The following is a 20690-nucleotide window of genomic DNA, read 5'->3' as shown; positions in this document are numbered from 1 at the left end:
GCTCTGAAAGGTCAGATACAGGCGGATACGAAATAATTCACCACTAATTGCGTTTTTTTGCTGAGGCCTGCGTTTTTGTCGTGATCGGGGGGATGTTGTCCTACGACTTGTTTTGGTTTGGCGTAGTGTTTCAGATTGACAGCCCCTAGATCGCCCGCTATAAAAGTCACAGTTGTACGACGACATATGACGTTACGTATGTCCTACCTAACAAAAATAAAAAAGTGATGCCATGAATTTGAACGAGCCCATCAACGCCCAGCGCGTTGGCCAAGCGGTAGGCAGCTATCGCTGGACCATCTGCGCGATGCTGTTCTTCGCCACCACCGTCAACTACCTCGACCGCCAGGTGCTCAGCCTCCTGGCGCCACAGCTGTCTACGCAATTTGGCTGGAGCAACACCGACTACGCGAACATTGCGGCGGTGTTCCAGTTTGTCTACGCCATCTCAATGCTGTTCGCCGGGCGTTTTGTCGACAAGATCGGCACCAAGGCCGCTTATATCGTCGCGATTGGCATCTGGTCTACCGGCGCGATCATGCATGCGTTTGCCGTGCCGATGGGCGAGGGCATCGCTGCGGTCAGTGGCGCGATTGGCCTGGCGGTGATCCCGGTGTCGATTGCCGGTTTCATGTTGTCCCGCGCGGTGCTGGCGGTTGGCGAGGCGGGTAACTTCCCGATTGCGATCAAGGCCACCGCCGAGTACTTCCCGAAGAAAGAGCGCTCATTTGCCACTGGCATTTTCAACTCCGGGGCCAACGTCGGCGCGATCCTGGCGCCGATCTGCGTGCCGCTGATCGCGGGGCTGTGGGGCTGGGAGGCGGCCTTTATCGTGATCGGTGCGTTGGGTTTTGTGTGGGTAGCGGTGTGGATCGCCTTCTACCAGCCGCCCGAGCAGCAAAAGCGCCTGTCGGCCGCAGAACTGGCGTATATCCGCAGCGACCAGACCGTGCAGCCCTTCAACCCGGCGCCAGCGGGTGCGGTAGAGAAAAAAGTCTCGTGGTTCAAACTGCTCACCTACCGCCAGACCTGGGCGTTTGCCTTTGGCAAGTTCATGACTGACGGCGTGTGGTGGTTCTTCCTGTTCTGGCTGCCGACTTATCTGTCGGCGCAATACGGCATGAAAGGCGCTGACATCGTGATGCCGCTGGCCGTGCTCTACAGCATGACCATGGTCGGCAGCATCGGCGGCGGCTGGTTCCCAAGCTACTTCATGGCACGCGGCGACGCGCCGTATGACGGGCGCATGAAAGCCATGCTGGTGATCGCGCTGTTCCCGTTGGTGGTGTTGCTGGCACAGCCGTTGGGCTATATCAGCTTCTGGGTGCCGGTATTGCTGATCGGCGTGGGTGCGTCAGCGCACCAGGCGTGGTCCTGCAACATCTTCACCACCGTGTCCGACATGTTCCCGCAGAAAACCGTGGCCTCGGTGGTCGGTATCGGCGGCATGGCCGGCGGCCTGGGCGGTGTGGTGATGACCAAGGTCGGCGGCTGGGTGTTCGACTACTACAAGTCGATCAACGATATTCACACCGGCTACATGATCATGTTCGCGATCTGTGCGCTGGCGTACCTGGTGGCTTGGAGTGTGATGAAGACGCTGGTACCACGCCACAAGGAAATCACCGACCTTTAAGTGACGACTTCCCGCGCTGGTGGCGGCGCGGGAAGGCTTTACAGCTCACGGGTCCAGGTTTCGCTGATCAACGATTTGCCGAAACTCTCGGTGGGTTCTTCCTCGACCAACTCGAAGCCGGCTTTCTGATAGAGCTTGCGGGCATCGGTGAGGATGTTCACGGTCCACAGCAGCATGCTTTTGTAGCCGGCCTGCCGGGCAAAACGCAGGCACTCATCCACCAGGCGCTGGCCAATCCCCATGCCGCGCGCACTGGCGTCCACATAGAGCATGCGCAGTTTGGCGGTGTTGTCGTCATGGCGCACCACGAACACCGAACCCACCACTTCGCCGTCTTTTTCCGCGATCCAGCAGCGCTCGCAGCTGCGGTCAAGGTTCCTCAAGTATTTGGCGACAATCTCCGCCACCAGCGCCTCGAACTCCCAATTCCAGCCGTACTCGCGGGCATACAGTGCCGATTGTTGTTGCACCACCAGCCCCATGTCGCCGGGTTGCGGGTCGCGCAGCAGGTAGCTCGGCGCGGTGCCTTGCAGCAGGGCCTGAATGCGTTTCATCGCGCCTGTCAGTTGCTGCTGTTGCCGTTCAGGCAGGGCCTGGAGCAGGGCGATCACTTCGTCCTGGGTCTGTTGTTCCAATGGCGTCAACACGCTGCGACCGAGGTCGCTGAGGTGCAGTTGCACCGCGCGGGCATCGGTGACAGAGCGGACTTTCTGGATCAGGCCTTTCTTTTCCAGCCCACTGATCAGCCGGCTCAGGTAACCCGCATCCAGGCTGAGCATCTGGCACAGGTCGGCGCTGGTCAGGTCGCCTCGGGACGACAACTCATACATCACGCGGATTTCGGTGAGTGAAAACTCGCTTTGCAGCAGATGCTCCTGCAGCACACCAATCTGGTGCGTGTAGAAGCGGTTGAAGCCACGGATGATGCCGGCGCGTTCGACCAGGGGGGAGATAGACATGATGGTGTCCAGATGGTTGCCTTTGGCAATTATATTGTTGCCTTGAGCAAATATGTCAAACCCTTTGCTCGCGCAAAATCTACTGAACCTCCTGCGTAGACCAGCGCCTAACCCCGTATCATCCCGCCCTCAATTTCCGCCAGGCATTCCCATGACCCATCCCCGCATCGGCTTCGCATGCCAATACAAGCACCCTGAACGGTTGCTCTCGGCCAGTGCCATGAAGCTGATCGAAGGCCCGTTCAACCCGCGTACCACCACCTTGCGCTGGATGGACGGTGTGACACCGCAGGAGGCCCGCGCCAAGCTGGTCGAAGTGGTCACCCATAACCTTGCCGCGCAATTGCGCCTGCTCACTTACGTCGCCGGGCTGCCGCCGACCTTGCGCATGCTGCGTCTGAGCAGCGACCTGTTGCCGTTCTACAGTCACCCCAAGGTGGCGGCGGTGTACAAGGACCCGGCCATCGAACACCAACTGGTCGAGGGGTTTGCCGCCATCGGCGAGCTGGCACGGGCGTCGGACATCCGCCTGTCTTTCCATCCCGGCCAATACTGCGTGCTGGGCTCGGAGAATCCCGGCGTGGTGGAAAACAGCCTGGCCGAATTTGAATACCACGCCGATATGATCCGCATGATGGGCTACGGTCGACAGTTCCAGGACCTCAAGTGCAACGTGCACATCGCCGGCCGCCTTGGGGTGGAAGGCACCCGCGCCGTCTGGACGCGCTTGTCGCAAGTGGCGCGCAACTGCATCACCTTCGAGAACGACGAGAAAACCTACGGGCTGGATCACTGCCTGCAAGTCGCCGACCTGGCGCCGGTGGTGCTGGATATTCATCACTGCTGGATCAACGAGAATGAGTACATCGATCCCCACTCGGAACGGGTGGCTCGCGTCATCGACAGCTGGCGCGGTGTGCGCCCGACCATGCACTACTCCCAGCCCCAGGAGAGCCTGCAGGAGCTGGGCTTCGACGCCGAACACAAGCTGGAGATGGATGCGCTGATGCAGGTGGTGTCCAAGCGCGACCTGTACGGCCACAGCGCGCAGATGTGGAACCGCTGGACCAACGACTACGCGCTGCAGTTTCTCGACCGTTTCGACATCATGCTCGAAGCCAAGGACAAGAACGTTGCGTCCCTGGCGTTCTACGAACATTGGCAGCGGCATACCACCTGAGTTGCGGGGTATCGCTGATGCCGGGCATGCTGGGCAAACCGACACAAGGAAACGTCCCCATGCCAACCCTGCATCTGCTCTGCGGTAAGATCGCCTCCGGCAAGTCCACCCTTGCCAACACCCTGGCCACTGCGCATGCCGCACTAGTGCTCAGCGAAGATCACTGGCTGGCGCAGCTGTACCCGGGTGAAATCCTGTCCATCGCGGATTACCTGCGCAGCGCCCAACGTATTCGCGGTGTGCTGGGGCCGCTGGTGGTCAACCTGCTGCAATCGGGCGTCAACGTGGTGCTGGATTTTCCGGCCAACACCCTGGCCAACCGCGAATGGCTGCGCGGCCTGGCGCAGACGGCCCAGGTGCCGCACTGCCTGCATTATCTCGAGCTGGATGACGCCACTTGCCGCGCCCGGCTGCATGCCCGAAATGCGCGGGGCGAGCATGACTTCGCGGCAACCGATGCCGAGTTCGACCTGATCACCCGTCACTTCAGTGTGCCGAGTGAGGAGGAGGGGTTGGTGATTGAGGTGCATCGCGCAAGAGGAGATCAGGAAGCACCCTTCTCTTAAAGTCGAATCTTCCGACATTAATCTGGGATAACAAAACTTTACTCTCTGGACTCTCACGCGTTCAGGAGTAAAGGGATGACTTCCAGCGTACTACCGACCCCATTTTTCGATCACAGCCGGCACGTGCTGTGGGTTCGCAATGTCGGTGCCATGCTTGATGTGCTGGCCTTCGAAGGCGAAGAGCAGCTCAGCCAGCCTTTCCAGTACCGCATCGAATTCACCAGCCCCGACCTCGACCTCGCCGCCGACTCCATCCTCGGCCATCAAGCCAGTTTCAGCCTGCACGCCCCACCACAAAAACTGCCGCTGCTGAGCCTGGCGCCCCCCAAGATCAAACCCCTGCGCACCCTGCACGGCGTCGTCACCGCCTTCGCCCGCCGGTCCGGCTCCAATGACCAGGCCACCTATGCAATCACCCTGCAACCGCGTCTGGCCCTGCTTGAACGTGGCCGACAGCTGCGTATCTACCAGCACCAATCCGTGCCCGAGATCGTCGAACACATCCTGCGCAGCCGCCACGCTTTCGAAGGCCAGGACTTCCTGTTCACCCTCAAGCGCGACTACCCCCGGCGCGAACAGGTCATGCAATACGGCGAAAGCGACCTGGCCTTTATCAGCCGGCTGCTCGCCGAAGTGGGCATCTGGTATCGCTTCACCAGCGACGAACGCCTGCGCCTAGAGGTCGTCGAGTTTTTCGATAGCCAGCGCGGTTACCAGTTCGACGTCGAACTGCCATACCGCCCGCAGTCCGGGCTCGGCAGCAGCGGGCAGGACGGCGTATGGGCGTTGCAATCGAACCACCAGGTCGTCGAGCAACAGGTCAGCGTACGCGCCTACCACCACCGCGACGCCAGCGCCCACCTGAACGGCGGGATCGAGCAGAGCCGCGGCGGGGCCTACGGCGATGCCTACCACTACGCCGAACCCTACAGCGTCCTCGGCAACCGCCTCGATCAAGACGAAGACCTGCCATGCGAAAGTGGCTACTTCTTCGCACGCCTGCGCCACGAGCAGTACCTGAACCAGCAGACCCGCCTGAGCGGCCTCAGCAGCAGCGCCACCCTGGCGCCGGGCCAGGTCCTCAGGATCAGCGGCGGCGCACCCCAGGCGTTCCAAGCCGGTGCAGTCATCACCCGCCTGACCACCCAGGCCGCGCGCGACCGCAGCTTCGAAGCCACCTTCGAGGCGATGCCCTATTCAGAAACCCTGTGCTTTCGCCCGGCCCCACACGCCAAACCGCAAATCGCCGGCACCGTCCCGGCCCGCGTCACCAGCCCCCAGGCCCACGACCCTTACGGCCACATCGACATGGAAGGCCGCTACCGCGTCAACTTCCTGTTCGACCGCGACACCTGGAAACCTGGCGAAGAAAGCCTGTGGCTGCGCCTGGCCCGGCCCTATGCAGGCGACACCCACGGCCTGCACCTGCCACTGATCCCCGGCACCGAAGTGGCCATCGCCTTCGAACAAGGCGACCCGGACCGCCCCTACATCGCCCACGCCCTGCACGACAGCCAGCACGTCGACCACGTGACCCTGCGCAACTACAAACGCAACGTGCTGCGCACTCCGGCCAATAACAAACTGCGCATGGACGACACGCGGGGGCAGGAGCACATCAAGCTGAGCACGGAACACAGCGGCAAGAGCCAGTTGAACCTGGGGCATCTGGTGGATGCGCACAGGCAACAGCGCGGTGAAGGGTTTGAGTTGCGCACGGATGGGTGGGGCGCGATCCGGGGTGGGAAGGGGGTGTTTATCAGTGCGGATGAGCAGGGTAAGGCGCAGGGGCAGCAGCTTGAAATGGGCGCGGCGATGGCCCGCTTGGAGCAAGCGAGTGAGCAGTTGGACGCGCTCTCCACTGACGCTCTGGCGGCGAATGCCGATCCGGCGGACGTGCAGGCGCAGTTGAATTTACTCAAGCAAGACCTGGAACGACTCAAGTCGTCCGTGCTTCTACTCAGCGCTCCCCAGGGCGTTGCCCTGAGCAGCGGGGAGCACCTGCAACTGGCTGCGCAGGGCAACGTGATGATCAACGCCGGGGCTGAGGCGGATGTCAGTGTGGTCAAGCGCTTGTTTATCGGTGTGGGGCAGGGCGTCAGTCTGTTTGTGCGCAAGCTGGGGATCAAGTTGATCGCCAACGCCGGCCCTGTGCGTATTCAGGCACAGAACGACACGTTGGAACTGATGGCGCGCAATGGCTTGGAAATCATCAGTGCTGAAGATGAAATCCGCATCGTTGCGAAAAAGAAAATCAGCCTGAATGCAGGTGGTAGTTACATCACCCTTGATCCAAGTTGCATCGAGTCCGGCACCCTAGGTAACCACAACATCAAATCGGCAAACTTTGATTACCTGGGCCCCGGCAGCCTGAAAGCCGCGCACCCGGAGTATCCGCGCAGTCTCTACAGGCAACCGCTGCGCTTCACGGTAGCGCAAACCCCCAACACCGTCGGCAAGGGCTGGGCAGGCATGCCATACACCCTCTACGCCGACAACGCTGCAATCGAGCAGGGTGTGTTCGACAAGAGCGGGCATGTGCGCATCGATCATCAAGTCGTGACCCAGCACTACCGAATCGAAATGGCCAATGGCGTGAGCTACGAGATACCGGTGCCCAGTGAATATCGCAACGCCGAGCAAGCGGTGCTGGCCAATGGCGGTCTGCACAACCATCACCTGCTGCCTTGCAGCGAGCTGAGCCAGCCCACCTCGCATACCGACCACCGCGCCAAATACGCTGCGGTGATCCGCACGTCCAACGACCAGGAAGGGAAAACCCCATGAATGACCTTTGCACCGTCGTGCCCGTCGCCCTGCGACACACCCAACAGGCAACCTGCACTGCGCCCTGGTACCTGCAGTGCACTGAGTATCACCCGGTCGAGGCCACCTACCAGCCGCTGATCAACGGTGAAGAAGCGTTCAAGGCCGTGCATTTGGCAATCGCCAACGCCACGAGAACCATCGACATCATTTGCTGGGGCTTCCAGCCGTCGATGTATTTCATTCGCGACGGCGAGAGCCCAAGTATCGGCGAATTGCTCATGGCAAAAGCAAGAGAAGGTGTTGAGGTCCGGATATTGGGTTGGGAGTCACCGTTCAATAGCGCTGGCGCGGCCGGCGAGGCCAATCTGCCTGGCAAAGGACCGTACCGGATCCAGGACCGGGCGCTGCAACCGGCCACGGATGATCAATATGCCTACGACCGGCAGTGGTTTTCCCGTTGTGCCTTTGCCGATCATCTGGCGCCTGCCATGCGCGTAGCGCGCAATGTGCCGGTGTTTGTCAGCCGTGGTTTCAGCCTGTTTGAACGCGCGGAAATCGCCCATCAAGCCAAATATAAAAGCCTCGACCCACAGCTCAGCGTCGGCACCCTGGGCGCGCTGGCAGTGGCTGTGACCCACCATCAAAAAACCGTACTGGTCGACTATGAACGGGCCGAGGATGCCGTCGGTTTTGTGATGGGGCACAACATGCTCGATGAGTACTGGGACACGGACGAGCATACGGCGCAGAACCGCGCCGAAGGCAGTAAACCTGCACCCAATCGCGGCCCGCGTGGTGATACACCGCGTCAGGATATTTCCAGCCAGGTCAGCGGGCCGATCCTTGAGCACTTGCACCACAACTTCGCGACCGCCTGGCTTAGGGAGACCGCTGAAGACCCGTTCGCCTTGCGCCAGGCCAAGCAGATCGGCCCCACTCTGCAATGCACCCCCGGCGCGACGCGCCAACTGGCCCAACTGGTGCGCACCCAGGCGCAAGACGGCAAGCGCGACATCGAAAAGCTTTACCTGAAAGCGGTCAACAACGCGACCCAGTTCATTTACATCGAGAACCAGTATTTCCGCTGGCCGCCCCTCGCCGAAGCGATCAACAAGGCCGCCGCCGTCCAGACCCGCGCGGGGCGCGATCCGGGGTTGCATGGCAGCCTGCACCTGTTCGTGATCACCAACGCCAGCGAAGATGGCGTAGGCCCTGGGGCCTTGAACACCTACCGCATGCTCGAAAGCCTTGGGCGCGGTGATGCCATCCCGCAGATCACCAAGCTGCAGCGCATCGAACAGGCCAAGGCCCACACGAGTGCACAGGCACCGACCTTGAGTGAACTGCTCGAACGCCGAGCATTGATCACCTTGACGCGCCTGACCGATGCGCTGAGCGGTGGCGCAATCAGCGAAAAAGCCGAGGACGCGCAGCGCGACGCCAAACTGCGCAATGAGCTACGCGAAGCCGCGCTCGAACAACAGATCAAGGCCATCGAGAATAGCACGCTGGCCCCGGAACCAAGGCCGGGGCTGAAGGTGCATGTGTGTTCGCTGGTGGCCAAGGACTCGCCGGCGGGCAAGCCGTGGATGCCGGTGTATATCCATTCGAAGCTGATGATTGTTGATGACGTGTTCACTACGCACGGCTCGGCGAATATCAATACACGGAGTATGCAGGTGGATAGTGAACTGAATATTGCGCATGAGTGGGGGAGTGTGACGCAGGGGTTGAGGCGGCGGTTGTGGGGGCTGCATACGGATGGGAGGGGGGATCAGGATGATGCGGCGCAGGCGTTTAAGGCTTGGGGGGACGTGATGAAAGAAAATCAAGATCGTCAATTGAAGGAGTTGGGGCCTGACACTTCGCTTGTCGAGTTTCATTACGCTGGAAAGCTCCCTAAGGACCTCGACTAATGCGCCAGTCTTTTTTGTTGCGTTGTTTGCTGCTGGTTGTTTTTGGCATCGGTGCAATCCCCAGTAACCCAATTGAGGGCGCTTCTATGAATCCATTATCTGAAATCAAAACCAAGTTAGCTTTTAGCTGTGTACACGAGCAAATTCCAGGGGCCTCTGCCGAGACCGAAGAGTTGTTCCAGTACGCGCGCTGGTTACAGAAGAGCAATTTGCTCAAGCAGAACAAAGTAGTGGACCTGGAGATTGAACGTCTGTATCGCGTTGCTGCGGAAAATGGTCATTACAGAGCAAATATCAACCTGCAAAACGGCGGCATGCGGGGCCACTTCAAACTTCGCGGAGATGAACATCTTCGTCTCAGTCAGCAACTGATCGAGGTGGGAGTGGCGACAGGCTATTACTTTGTTGGCGTTTTCCTGCAACAGGGGGCTGCGGGTTTGAAGCAGGATCAGGAAATGTCGCTGCGCTATTACCGTATGGCCGCTGACCAAGGCAGCGCCCAGGCTCAATACGTCGTAGGGGATAAGCTGGCGCCGATCAGAATTGCACCCGATATAGCCCGGCAAATGCGCCGCTGCGCGGCTGAGCAGGGAAATGGCGAGGCAGCAGTAGCTTTAGGAGTCGACCTCAAAAACGAGGGGCGCTACCCAGAGGCGCTGGAGGCTTTTCAAATGGGCGTTATGGGGGGGGATGAAAGTGCTGCTGGTCGTCTGGATGAGGCCTTTCGCGGCCCACCGGCCTCCAATCGGATGTACCACCTGGGTCAACAGAAGGATTTGGAACGCGCTGATCGCTATAAAACAATATGGCGAATGCTTGCTGGATACTCCTACGCCAACCCCAAAGTCCCCGAAATCAACGAAATCCTCCCCTTGCCCCCAGCCAAACTGCCCGCCTGGGACGGCAAACTTCAATGGTTGGAAGCTCACTTGGCCAACGTTCCACCCCCCAAGCCCAGCGAAGCCCTGATCACCCAACTGGCCAAGGCCAAACTTCTAGACCCCGCCACGGGCCAGGGGCTGCCAGGTTCGCCGGCATTCAGCCAATCCCATCTGTCCGCGCCCAACGGCTATAGCGGTCAAATTTGCCCATTGAGCGGCTATTGGGAGGTCGGTTTGCTCTGCTGGGGTGATTCGTTGAGAGACGGAAACGGCGCACGGTATTTCAAGCAAGGCGATGTATTTCCCACGGTATGGATCGAACGCTATCACTCCCGCCTGTGGCCGTTCTCCGACAAAGTCACGCAGCGTGAACAAGCGGTTGAATGGTGCCTGCTTTCATGAAACGAAAGCAGGTACCACTTTCCCATTCGTTGCCCTATGACTTGAACCGTCCCACCAACCCATTCAACTCATCCGACAGGTTCGACAACCGTCCCGAGTCATCCTGCGCGGAGTTCGCCAGGCTTTCCACCAGCCGTGCCTCGTCGTAGATCTGCTGGATATGCCGGTTGATCTCTTCCGCAACGCTGTGCTGTTCCTCAGCAGCCGCAGAGATCTGCAGGTTCTGGTCGCGGATCTCGTTCACCGACAACTGGATGCCTTCAAAGCTGTCCCGCGCGCTTTCAATGGACGACACGCTGGCCCGTGACAGGTCGAGGCAGCTGCCCATTTTCTGGGTGACTTCCTGGGTCTTGTTTTCCAGGGTGCCGAGCAGGTGTTCGATCTCGCCGGTGGAGTCCGAGGTGCGTTTGGCCAAGGCCCGGACTTCGTCGGCTACCACGGCAAAACCCCGGCCTTGATCGCCGGCGCGGGCGGCTTCGATGGCGGCGTTGAGCGCCAGCAGGTTGGTCTGCTCGGCAATCGCGCGGATGGTGCCGAGGATCTGGTTGATGCTGCGGCTGCCGGCTTCCAGTTCGACCATGGCTTGTGACGATTCCGTGAGGCGGCGGCCGAGGCGGTTGACGTTGTCGGTGGTCACTTCGATTTGCTGCTTGCCCTCGGCGACCCGGCGGTGGCCGTTCTCGGCCGACTCCGCCGCACCGCTGCACGAGCGCGCGACTTCGTTGGCGGTGGCGACCATCTCGTTGAAGGCGGTGGAGACCAGCTCCACCGCCTCACGCTGGCGCCCGGCGGCTTCGTTCATGTTGTTGGCCACTTCACTGTTGACCCGCGAGGCGTTCTGCAAATTGGCCGAGGCCGCGCCGATGTGTTGGATCAACTGGCGGATCGCCGCGAGAAACTTGTTGAACCAGCCGGCCAGTTCGGCAGTTTCGTCCTTGCCCTGCACGTGCAGTTCGTGGCGCAAGTCGCCTTCGCCCTGGGCGATGGATTGCAAGCCGGTACTGACCTGGCAGATGGGTTTGACGATGACCTTGGAGAACGCCGCCGCGACCAACCCGAAGATCAGCACCAGCACCGCGACGATCGCACTGGTGAGATAGGTCATGCGCGTGGCTTCGGCCATCACTTCGTTGTATTCGATCAGGCCGACATAACGCCAGCCGAGGCCGGGGGAGGTCCAGATATTGGCCATGTAGCGCACGCCATTGATTACCACATCGGTCGAGCCCTGGGCGGTGTTCGCCAGCTGTGCGTAGGGTTCGCCGAGGTCTTTGAGCGGCTTGAAGTTGTGCGCATTGTCACGCGGGTCAACCAGCACCACGCCATCTTCGATCAACATCACGTAGCCACTGGCGCCCAGTTTGATGCTCTTGACCAGCTCGGTGAGGTTTTTCAGCGAGACGCTGACCACGAACACGCCTTTGGGTTTGCCGGCATTGTCCAGCAAGGCGCGCGCAGTGCCCACCAGGGCCACGTCGTCCTTGTCGTAGTAATACGCAGGGGTGCGCACGGTCTTGCCGGGGCTCGCCATCGCGGCCTTGTACCATGGGCGCGCGCGCGGGTCGTATTTGGCCAGTTGCGGGTCATCCGGCCATTTGGCGTAGGTGCCATCTTCGAGGCCGATGGACAGAATCGCAGCGGCGGGGTGGGTCGCGCCATAACGCGCAAAGTGCTCGATGACCTCTTGTGCCTGCGCCGGCATCGGCTGGCTGGCGGCATTGGCGGGCTGATAATCCTTGAGCGTGTTCACAGAAGTGTATACAGGATCGGCGGACATTTGATCGACGTTCTGCGTCGTGCCATCGAAAAACTGGCGGATGTTGCCATCGATCTGGCGGATTTCACGGGTGCTGCCGTCGATAAACTGTTCGACTGCCTGGCTCCGCGTGTTCATGACGGAGATCACCGCGACCAGGCTGACCGGGATAAAAGCGACGGAAACGAAAGCAAGGACCAGCTTATTTTTTATTTTCATCGAGACAACCATCAGCGGGGAGGGCGGCCAAATCGTCGCTGCTGTGTGTGACGCGGCGATTTGCTATCACCGCTATGTCGGCGCGGGTGTCGAGAATCTTTAGGGCTTTTTTGTGTACAACAGAAAAGATGGATTGTCTGGTATCTGCTCTTGGTTCGCGGTGTAGGTGTGGGCCGATCCAGTGGTTGCCAGCCTTAACGACCTGGATGCTGAAGCCCGCGCCACCTATCTGCTGGACATGGCCCGCCTCGGCAACTCTGAGCCGGAACTGCATTGCCATATCTTTCCGCGCTATGCCTCGGAACCGGATGACAAGCTGCGGATGCCTGCCTGGTGATACGCGAACTGCGCGAGGAGACCGGCGTTGTACGCGATAGCGTTGGCGCCTGCGTGGCGGATCGGCGCTTTGCCTTGATGCTGCCCAGCGGCGAAACGGTGATGGCCATCGAGCAGTATTTTGTCGTTCACGCGCACAGCAAGGCGCTTTCCAAAGCCGAGTGGACCCTGGCAGAAACCCAGGTCATGGCTGACCACCATTGGTGGTCTGTCAACGAGCTGAAAACCACTGCCGATACGGTTTGGCCTGAAGCGCTGATCCAGATGCTGCTAGACGCCGGTGTTTGACGCCCCTCAGCGCGTGTAGCCCGGCAACAGCCGAAACGCCTCGGCGACGCGCGTTGGGTTGGGCAATGCGAGCACACGTCGATACAACTCCTGGTGGGCAGTGCACACCTGTGCGGGTGCGTGTTTGCTCGGGGACCGATAGCGCTCGTAGGTGCCGGGCTGAACGTGCGTGAACACACGGTTCAAGTCGGCCCGGGCCTGGGCGGTCGGGGCAATGTTCTGGTTGACCTCGGCGGCTGCTTTGACCAGTTCGCGCCGGCTGTCGCGTGCGTTGGTGAACAGCGCCTGCAAGACGTCTGGCATAGCGCTGTAACCCCCGGGATAAACGCCTGTAAGGTAGAACGCGCAGGCCTGTTCGCCGCCTTGCACCGCGGCGTCCACGAGCGACGCCTGGGCTTGCCAGAACCGCAACAGTTGCGGGGCCGGGGCCTTGCGCAGAGCGTCCTGGATCAGCCAAGCGTCGTGCTCGCGCGTGAGCTTATCGAACGCGCTGTAGGCTGTGGCCTCATCCAAGGCTTTTTGTGCCTTGGCCTTGTGCACTTCGTACTGCGCAGGCACCTCTTCGGCCAGCGTTCTGAACTGGAAAAACGTGCGCAAGTAGACATCCAGTTGCCCCGCTTCCCGTAGCCGCGCAAGGCGTGCATCGGTGAAGCCCCGGGCGTCTACGGTGGCCGACACGATGTGCTCACGCTTGAGTTCAGCGATGTCCGGAAACCACATGTCTTCGCGTCCGGTCGCCAGCACTTTATCGACGAATTGTCTGGACGCGCCGTGCTTGAGCAGTGCCTCGCGATACTGTGCGACGACTAGCGTTGATTGATTGTCCGAATCGAATAACGTCGCGGCGTGGAACCCCAGCTTGCCTTCCACGCCTAGCAACCGTTGTTTGCCCGACATGAACACCAGCGCGCAGGCACTCATGCATGCGCTGTTGGTGTAGGTGGTCAACGCCTTTTCTTCGATCAGCCGCGCGATGGCCCGGGCCTCGCCGAACAGGCCGCCCGGGCTGTCGAGCTGGAGCGTGGTGACAGCGGGGTGAGCGGCCAATGCTTGCTCGAAGGCAGAGAAACTGCCGGAGCCGATGCCGCCATTGAATTGGAGCTCAGTATCGCTGAGCGCAGTGATCCGGTAGGGCGGCATCGCGTTGGGGTTCATGGCCAGGCGCAGAGCAGACTTGAACGCCGGCACCACGTCGAGCACCGAGTAAACGGTCTGCACCGCCCCGACCACCACCAGCACACGAACCACCATGACCCAGCGGTGTTTGCCACCGCGTTGGCGGTGATGCCTGGCCGAGCGCCAAACGCCAACGCCTTGCCAAACTGTGACGGCGAGCGCGATAAGCATGAACGGCACGCCTGCCAGCAGCAGGGTGGCGGGGCTCGGAGGGTCACGCACCAACAGCACGTACAACGGCGTCGTGGCGAGCAGGCACAGCAGGCTGATCAATACTTCATTGATCCAGAATGCGTGCGCCAGCGGGAACTCCCCTCGCCAGTGGCGAATAAAATAGTTGCGACGGGCTTTCGGTGTGGCGGCTTCTTCCATGATGGGTGATGGTCCTTGGCGGTGTGGCCGGTTGCAGCCGCGCAACATACCAGCCATTGCCGTTGGCAAAACAGCGATTTGTTCGAATACACTGCGCGCCCCCATTTGCAGCAAGGAAGCGCTGGATGCGTTCGCTCCTCAACGGTGTGCTCATCTCCCTGGCCCTGGCCACCCCGGTCATGGCCGAACCCCGCTCGTTTTCGGTCGATGAGCCCAGTGGTCACTATCTGGTCGAAGTGTTGTTCCCGCAGGTGCCGCAAGACCTTGAGGAATTGACCCGGGCACTGGTCACGATCCGTGACAAACACACCCTGGAAATCCTCCAGCAACTGCAAACCCCCGCCGCGCAGGTGCCGCTCAACGCAGACGGCAAAACCCTCGATTGGCGCCTGGTGGGCGAGTACGGCGTGCTGTACTTCGCCGATATCGACCGCGACGGCCGTATCGACCTGGCGATCCGCAACGGCAATGGCGCCGATGCAAATTTCCAGTCCAGCTACGACGTCTACCTGCAAGACCCGCAGAAGCCCCAGTGGGTGCTCAATCGCCCATTGACCGACCTGGCCAATGAATCCAGCGGCGGGATGTTTTCGGTCAACCCCAGGGACGGCGTGATCCATTCGCAAACCGATCGTGGCTGTTGCTGGACGCGCTCGTCGCAATGGCAAATGCGCGACGCAGAGCTGGTGCGGCTGGGTTCCTACACCCAGGCAGAAGTGCCACCGACCGAAGACGGCGAAAACTCCAGCATGCCCAGCGGCTATATGCTGCGCACCACCGGCGAATGGAAGGACGGCAAATGGCAGGAAACCCCACGTCTGGAAGGGCCGGTTACCGAAGACCCGGAGATGCTCCACGGCACCCTCGACGGCAAGATCCCGGTGCAAATCTGGTATCAGCAGCAGGGCGCGGTGTTGATCGGCGAAGTGCGCTACAGCAAAAGTGGCAGCGGCAAGCCGATCAAGCTGGTGGGTGACCAGAGCGACTACGACGACAAACCCTTCACTTACCTGCATGAATATGCCGACGATGGGCGCCAGACCGGCATCTGGCGCATGACCCGGGAAAGTGTCGAACCCTACAACTTCTCCGGCACCTGGGTCAGCGGCGCCAAGGGTAATACCCCTGAACTGGCGATTCAGCTGGGGCGCTCAGACCGCGAGCCGGACCTGGACAAACTCGGCGACGTCCCGCGCGAGCAGCGCAGCGGCCATTACCAGATGCGAGACGACTTCCTCGGCCGCGATGGCGACCTGGACGTGAACGTGCTACCCGAACGTGACGCCGAGGGCAGGGAGGTCGCGGAATTCACCGTGACACTCAAAGACGCCAAGACCGGCAAGCAGATCCTCAGCGCACATCACCGCGTGCCGATGGAAACCGACAACCTGATCATCGTGCGTGAACCCCTGGCGCCCAAGGGCAACGGGCCATATCACATCCAACTGGTCAGGGACTTTGCGGTGATCAGCCACAACTCGGCGCCGGACAACATGGAGTACTTCACGGGGATGTATCGCAAGCAGCGCTCTGCACAGTGACGTGCAAGCCTGCCTGTTGCGCAAGCTCCAGGGTCGATTCGACGCTGTGCGTGTCGACGATAAACCCCACGTAGTCGTCATCGCCAGAATCCAGATGCAGGTAGCGCTTGCCGAACCCGGCCAGCCATTGGTCGAAGCTCTCCAGCACCTCCTGCATCGGCCGGGTGCCCGTGTGCTCATAGGTATAGGGCGCTTGCACGCCGCTCGCGGCCACCAGGTAAGGCGCGTGGTATTCGAATACGTCGAAGCCGCGCCAATCGACACCGAGCAGCGCCAGGTCAGCGAGCTTCTGGCCTCTTGAGCTGTCCAGTAGCCCATGGGTCAACGCGCTGGCGGGGTCCTGGTCGGCGGCATATTTACGCATGACGCGGCGCACGAGCCGCGCGCTTTCTTCTTCCGGCGTACGGGCCAGCAGGGTTTGCGTGAACAGCTTGAGGGCCTGCTTCTGCGCGGCGTATTGCGGCGAACGCATCTCGCGCATGATCGCCGCGTGGCTGGCGTCGGTTTCGTCGGGCGGTGGCATGGTGAAGCGCCCCCCGAACAAGCGAGCAAAAAATCCCATCACATTCCCTCGTCTTGATGCGAAGGTGGACGTTAGCGCAAGCAGAGGCGCCCTGTAAAAGGGCGCGTGAGAAGGGTGGGTCAGCGGTTGAAGCGTTCAACCAACGCGTATTGGGTAGCGGCGGTGTTGGTCAGTTCTTTGCTCAGGTCAGTGGACTGATGGGCCTGGATCGAGGTTTGGTCCGCGAGCCCGGCGATGGTGGTGATGTTGCGGCTGATTTCTTCGGCGACCGCGCTTTGTTCCTCGGTTGCGGCGGCGATCTGGGTGGTCATCTCGGTGATATGGGACACCGCTTCGCTGATGCCGACCAAGGCCTGGTCGGCTTCCAGTACCCATGCCACGCCTTCCTGGGCCTGGCGCTGGCCGTTTTCCATGCTGTGCACGGCGTTGTTGGACGACGCTTGCAACTGGGTGATCAGCGCGTGGATCTGGGTGGTCGACTGCGAGGTCCGCTGGGCCAGTTGCCGCACTTCGTCGGCGACCACCGCGAACCCTCGGCCTTGCTCGCCAGCGCGGGCGGCTTCGATGGCGGCGTTGAGGGCCAGCAGGTTGGTTTGATCGGCGATGCCTTTGATCACATCCACCACGCTGCCGATTTCGTCGCTGTCGCGGGCCAATTGCGCCACGGTCACGCCGGTTTCGCCGACCACCGCCGACAGGCGCTCGATGGCTTCGCGGGTATCGCGCGCCACCTCACGGCCGCGCCCGGTAAGGGCATTGGCTTGCTGGGTGGCATCGGCCGTCCGCTGTACGTGGCTGGCGACTTCCTGAGTGGTGGCGGCCATCTGGTTGACGGCGGCGGAGACTTGTTCGGTTTCCACACGCTGGCGGTCCAGGCCCTGGGCGCTGGCGCTGGCCAGCTGGTCGGATTGGCTGGCGAGGGCGCTGAGCTGTTCGGCGCTGTCCTGCAGGCGCGTGAGGCAGGTCTTGAGGCGCGCATCCTGGCTGAGGAACGCCGTTTCCAGGCGCCCTTGGGGGCCGCGTGCGTCGCTGTACATCTGCGCGATCAAGGCATCCGATGTCGACGGGTCAACCCCCTGCAACAGACCCAACGTGCTGCCCTGGCGCATGCGCGCGCAGAGCACGCCCACCGGCAAGGCAACGGCGACGGCCACGGCGATGGCGAGCGGAGCACTGAAGAACAGCCCCGCCACGCCGCCGATCACGGCGGTGGCCATATACGGCACGCTGCTTACTACGGCCGGCAGCCACACATCCTGACGCGGCACGCCGGGCTTGCCTGCGCTGATGCGTCGGTACAGCGCCTGGGCGCGGCGGATTTCATCGGCACTGGGCTTGACCCGTACCGACTCGAAGCCGACCACCGTACTGCCGTCGAAGATCGGCGTGACGTAAGCGTTGACCCAATAGTGATCGCCGTTCTTTGAGCGGTTCTTGACGATGCCCATCCACGGCAGGCCCTGCTTGAGGGCGCTCCACATATGGGCAAAGACCGCAGGTGGGACATCGGGGTGACGCACGATATTTTGCGGTGCGCCGATCAGATCGGCCCGCTCGAAACCGCTGATGTCGACAAAGGCGTCGTTGCAGTAGGTGATCACACCTTGAACGTCGGTGGCGGAAATAAGTTTTTGCTGCGGCGCGAGTGAAATCTCACGCTGTGTAACAGGCTGGTTATTGCGCATTCCGACTACTCCCTGGTTGCACTTAGCCAATCGGCCACAGCAGCAAAAAGATTAATGCACATTTGATATTTCGCCATCCGCTGGTCAAAAGCCTGAAACTTCCCGGTGAAAGACTTCATAATGGCGGCCATTTTTGTTTAGCCCGTTATTCTGGTGTGCCCGCATGGAAATCAAGGTCAACTTTCTCGACAACCTTCGACTTGAAGCCAAGTTCGACGACTTCACGGTCATTGCCGACCAGCCCATCCGCTATAAAGGCGATGGCTCGGCGCCGGGGCCGTTCGATTACTTCCTGGCTTCGTCGGCGTTGTGTGCGGCGTACTTCGTGAAGTTGTATTGCGCAACCCGCAATATCCCCACGGACAATATCCGTTTGTCACAGAACAACATCGTTGACCCGGAGAACCGCTACAACCAGATCTTCAAGATCCAGGTCGAGTTGCCGGCGGATATTTCCGATAAAGACCGCCAAGGCATCTTGCGTTCCATCGACCGTTGCACGGTCAAGAAAGTGGTACAGGCCGGCCCTGAGTTCGTCATCGAAGAAGTCGAAAATCTCGATGCCGACGCCCAGGCCTTGCTGATGCCCAACTCGACGTCAGCGGCGGGCACCTACATCGCCGGCAAAGACCTGCCGCTGGAGCAGACCATCGCCAATATGTCCGGAATTCTGGCCGGGCTGGGCATGAAGATCGAGATCGCGTCGTGGCGCAATATCGTGCCCAACGTGTGGTCGCTGCATATCCGCGATGCCCACTCGCCGATGTGCTTTACCAACGGCAAGGGCGCCACCAAGGAAGGCGCACTGGCGTCGGCGTTGGGCGAGTTCATCGAACGGCTCAACTGCAACTTCTTCTATAACGATCAATTCTGGGGTGAAGAACTGGCCAACGCGCCGTTCGTGCATTACCCGGATGAGCGCTGGTTCCAGCCCGGGCCCAACGATGAGCTGCCGCCTGAGATCCTCGACGCCCACTGCCTCAAGGTCTACAACCGCGACGGCGAGTTGCGTGGCTCGCACCTGTTCGACACCAACTCGGGCAATGAAGCGCGCGGAATTGTTTCGCTGCCGTTTGTGCGCCAGTCCGACGGTGAGGTGGTGTACTTCCCATCCAACCTGATCGAAAACCTTTACCTGAGCAACGGCATGAGCGCGGGCAACACCTTGGCCGAAGCCCAGGTGCAGTGCCTGTCGGAGATTTTCGAGCGGGCGGTGAAGCGGGAAATCATCGAAGGCGAATTCGCCCTGCCGGATGTGCCGGCCGAGGTGCTGGCCAAGTACCCGGGGATTCTTGCCGGTATCCAGGGCCTGGAAGCCCAGGGCTTTCCGGTGCTGGTCAAGGACGCGTCCCTGGGCGGTGAATTCCCGGTGATGTGCGTGACCCTGATGAACCCGCGCACCGGCGGCGTGTTCGCTTCGTTCGGCGCCCACCCGAGCCTGGAAGTGGCGCTGGAACGCAGCCTCACCGAGCTGCTGCAAGGCCGCAGTTTTGAAGGCTTGAACGACCTGCCGGCGCCGACCTTCGAAGGCCAGGCGGTGACAGAGCCGAACAACTTCGTCGAGCACTTCATCGACTCCAGCGGTGTGGTGTCGTGGCGCTTCTTCAGCGCACAGTCGGACTACGAATTTGTCGAGTGGGACTTCACAGGTGAAGGCGCAGATTCCAACGCCGAGGAAGCCGCGACGCTGTTCGGCATTCTTGAAGGCATGGGCAAAGAGTCCTACATGGCGGTGTACGAACACCTCGGCGCAACCGCCTGCCGCATCCTGGTGCCGGACTACTCGGAAATCTACCCGGTGGACGACCTGATCTGGGACAACACCAACAAGGCGCTGTTTTTCCGCGCCGACATCCTCAACCTGCACAGCCTGGATGATGCCGAGCTCAACGCCCTGGTCGAGCGTCTTATCGAAAGCGAGCTGGACGACTACACCGATATCACCACCTTGATCGGCATCGAGTTCGACGACAACACGGCCTGGGGCCAGTTGACCATCCTGGAGTTGAAACTGCTGATCTTCCTCGCCTTGCAGCAGCACGAGGAAGCCAAGGAGTGCGTGGAGATGTTCCTGCAGTACAACGACAACACCGCCGATCGTGGCTTGTTCTACCAGGCGATGAATGCGGTGCTGGAGATGCAACTGGACGACGACCTGGAGTTGGCGGACTACGAAGCCAACTTCCGCCGCATGTTTGGCGATGAGCGGATGGATGCGGTGATTGGTTCGGTCAATGGCAGTGTGCGTTTCTACGGTTTGACGCCGACCAGCATGAAGCTCGAAGGACTGGATCGCCATCAGCGCCTGATCGAAAGCTACAAGAAGTTGCACACGGCGCGGGCCAACATCACCTCAAGCTGATCCCGACACGTGTAGGCGCTGGCTTTTCTGTGGGAGCTGGCTTGCCTGCGATAGCATCACTTCGGTTGACCTGATACACCGAGGTGCCTGCATCGCAGGCAAGCCAGCGGCCACAAAAAGCAG

General features: G+C 60.8%; 15 protein-coding genes and 1 pseudogene. 9 read left to right on the top strand and 7 right to left on the bottom strand.

Translation table 11 applies throughout. The annotated features are described in order from the left end of the window. The first annotated feature begins 232 nt into the window (after positions 1-232). On the top strand, positions 233-1636 hold the full coding sequence (locus IB241_RS22940; protein WP_192300485.1) for an MFS transporter: 1404 nt from the start codon (positions 233-235) through the stop codon (positions 1634-1636). A 38-nt stretch (positions 1637-1674) separates the two neighbouring features. Here the strand turns inward: IB241_RS22940 and IB241_RS22935 are convergent, their stop codons facing one another. Continuing rightward, complete coding sequence (locus tag IB241_RS22935) at positions 1675-2595, bottom strand: helix-turn-helix domain-containing GNAT family N-acetyltransferase (RefSeq protein WP_192300484.1); 921 nt, start codon at positions 2593-2595, stop codon at positions 1675-1677. 151 nt (positions 2596-2746) lie between these two features. On the opposite strand from IB241_RS22935, the gene IB241_RS22930 reads away from it, so the two are divergent. The 5 genes from IB241_RS22930 (at position 2747) to IB241_RS22910 (ending at position 10309) form a co-directional block, all read left to right on the top strand. Then, the gene (locus tag IB241_RS22930; RefSeq protein WP_192300483.1) at positions 2747-3775 is read left to right on the top strand and encodes a UV damage endonuclease UvsE; all 1029 of its coding nucleotides are present in this window, start codon (positions 2747-2749) and stop codon (positions 3773-3775) included. A gap of 59 nt (positions 3776-3834) precedes the next feature. Continuing rightward, entirely contained in the window at positions 3835-4341 is a 507-nt protein-coding gene (locus IB241_RS22925; RefSeq protein ID WP_192300482.1) for an AAA family ATPase, read from the top strand. Positions 4342-4416: 75 nt separating this feature from the next. Then, positions 4417-7128 carry a type VI secretion system Vgr family protein gene (locus IB241_RS22920; RefSeq protein ID WP_192300481.1) on the top strand — a complete coding sequence of 904 codons (2712 nt, stop codon included), beginning with the start codon at positions 4417-4419 and terminating at the stop codon, positions 7126-7128. Continuing rightward, positions 7125-9026, top strand: a complete 1902-nt coding sequence (locus IB241_RS22915; RefSeq protein ID WP_192300480.1) for a phospholipase D-like domain-containing protein — start codon at positions 7125-7127, stop codon at positions 9024-9026. Before IB241_RS22920 ends, IB241_RS22915 begins: the two co-directional genes overlap by 4 nt. Next, a complete protein-coding gene (locus IB241_RS22910; protein ID WP_192300479.1) occupies positions 9026-10309 on the top strand; it encodes a sel1 repeat family protein in 1284 nt (427 codons plus the stop codon). Before IB241_RS22915 ends, IB241_RS22910 begins: the two co-directional genes overlap by 1 nt. 34 nt (positions 10310-10343) lie before the next feature. On the opposite strand, the gene IB241_RS28015 is transcribed toward IB241_RS22910, so the two are convergent. The 3 genes and pseudogenes from IB241_RS28015 to IB241_RS22900 form a co-directional block, all read right to left on the bottom strand. Beyond that, positions 10344-11111, bottom strand: a complete 768-nt coding sequence (locus IB241_RS28015; RefSeq protein ID WP_412547885.1) for a methyl-accepting chemotaxis protein — start codon at positions 11109-11111, stop codon at positions 10344-10346. Between the two features lie 87 nt (positions 11112-11198). Continuing rightward, positions 11199-12203 (bottom strand): annotated as a pseudogene (locus tag IB241_RS28010) (cache domain-containing protein); the annotation flags it as partial. 64 nt (positions 12204-12267) lie between these two features. Next, entirely contained in the window at positions 12268-12564 is a 297-nt protein-coding gene (locus IB241_RS22900; RefSeq protein WP_192300477.1) for a hypothetical protein, read from the bottom strand. Positions 12565-12617: 53 nt separating this feature from the next. Between IB241_RS22900 and IB241_RS22895 the strand changes: the two genes are divergently transcribed. Next, the gene (locus IB241_RS22895; RefSeq protein ID WP_225595668.1) at positions 12618-12908 is read left to right on the top strand and encodes a hypothetical protein; all 291 of its coding nucleotides are present in this window, start codon (positions 12618-12620) and stop codon (positions 12906-12908) included. A gap of 6 nt (positions 12909-12914) precedes the next feature. On the opposite strand, the gene IB241_RS22890 is transcribed toward IB241_RS22895, so the two are convergent. Beyond that, positions 12915-14456: a hypothetical protein gene (locus tag IB241_RS22890; RefSeq protein WP_192300476.1), complete on the bottom strand. Its 1542-nt coding sequence runs from the start codon at positions 14454-14456 to the stop codon at positions 12915-12917. A 125-nt stretch (positions 14457-14581) separates the two neighbouring features. Between IB241_RS22890 and IB241_RS22885 the strand changes: the two genes are divergently transcribed. Further along, positions 14582-15997 carry an XAC2610-related protein gene (locus tag IB241_RS22885; protein WP_192300475.1) on the top strand — a complete coding sequence of 472 codons (1416 nt, stop codon included), beginning with the start codon at positions 14582-14584 and terminating at the stop codon, positions 15995-15997. Here the strand turns inward: IB241_RS22885 and IB241_RS22880 are convergent. Then, positions 15960-16559, bottom strand: a complete 600-nt coding sequence (locus tag IB241_RS22880; protein WP_192300474.1) for a hypothetical protein — start codon at positions 16557-16559, stop codon at positions 15960-15962. The two genes, IB241_RS22885 and IB241_RS22880, sit on opposite strands and share 38 nt — an antisense overlap. 80 nt (positions 16560-16639) lie before the next feature. Beyond that, positions 16640-18205 (bottom strand): methyl-accepting chemotaxis protein, encoded by a 1566-nt coding sequence (locus tag IB241_RS22875; RefSeq protein ID WP_192300473.1) that lies wholly within the window; start codon positions 18203-18205, stop codon positions 16640-16642. Positions 18206-18368: 163 nt separating this feature from the next. On the opposite strand from IB241_RS22875, the gene IB241_RS22870 reads away from it, so the two are divergent. Further along, complete coding sequence (locus IB241_RS22870; protein ID WP_192300472.1) at positions 18369-20567, top strand: OsmC domain/YcaO domain-containing protein; 2199 nt, start codon at positions 18369-18371, stop codon at positions 20565-20567. Positions 20568-20690: the final 123 nt, after the last annotated feature.

The organism is Pseudomonas sp. PDM05, from assembly GCF_014851685.1.
Taxonomy (GTDB): Bacteria; Pseudomonadota; Gammaproteobacteria; order Pseudomonadales; family Pseudomonadaceae; genus Aquipseudomonas.
Note: the sequence above shows the minus strand (reverse complement) of the source record. Positions and strands in the feature narration are given on the sequence as shown.

Coding starts and splice junctions, on each gene's coding strand:
- IB241_RS22940 (WP_192300485.1), top strand. CDS start 233: ATGAATTTGAACGAGCCCATCAACGCCCAGCGCGTTGGCCAAGCGGTA.
- IB241_RS22935 (WP_192300484.1), bottom strand. CDS start 2,595: ATGTCTATCTCCCCCCTGGTCGAACGCGCCGGCATCATCCGTGGCTTC.
- IB241_RS22930 (WP_192300483.1), top strand. CDS start 2,747: ATGACCCATCCCCGCATCGGCTTCGCATGCCAATACAAGCACCCTGAA.
- IB241_RS22925 (WP_192300482.1), top strand. CDS start 3,835: ATGCCAACCCTGCATCTGCTCTGCGGTAAGATCGCCTCCGGCAAGTCC.
- IB241_RS22920 (WP_192300481.1), top strand. CDS start 4,417: ATGACTTCCAGCGTACTACCGACCCCATTTTTCGATCACAGCCGGCAC.
- IB241_RS22915 (WP_192300480.1), top strand. CDS start 7,125: ATGAATGACCTTTGCACCGTCGTGCCCGTCGCCCTGCGACACACCCAA.
- IB241_RS22910 (WP_192300479.1), top strand. CDS start 9,026: ATGCGCCAGTCTTTTTTGTTGCGTTGTTTGCTGCTGGTTGTTTTTGGC.
- IB241_RS28015 (WP_412547885.1), bottom strand. CDS start 11,111: ATGAACGAAGCCGCCGGGCGCCAGCGTGAGGCGGTGGAGCTGGTCTCC.
- IB241_RS22900 (WP_192300477.1), bottom strand. CDS start 12,564: ATGGCAATGCAGTTCCGGCTCAGAGTTGCCGAGGCGGGCCATGTCCAG.
- IB241_RS22890 (WP_192300476.1), bottom strand. CDS start 14,456: ATGGAAGAAGCCGCCACACCGAAAGCCCGTCGCAACTATTTTATTCGC.
- IB241_RS22885 (WP_192300475.1), top strand. CDS start 14,582: ATGCGTTCGCTCCTCAACGGTGTGCTCATCTCCCTGGCCCTGGCCACC.
- IB241_RS22880 (WP_192300474.1), bottom strand. CDS start 16,559: ATGGGATTTTTTGCTCGCTTGTTCGGGGGGCGCTTCACCATGCCACCG.
- IB241_RS22875 (WP_192300473.1), bottom strand. CDS start 18,205: ATGCGCAATAACCAGCCTGTTACACAGCGTGAGATTTCACTCGCGCCG.
- IB241_RS22870 (WP_192300472.1), top strand. CDS start 18,369: ATGGAAATCAAGGTCAACTTTCTCGACAACCTTCGACTTGAAGCCAAG.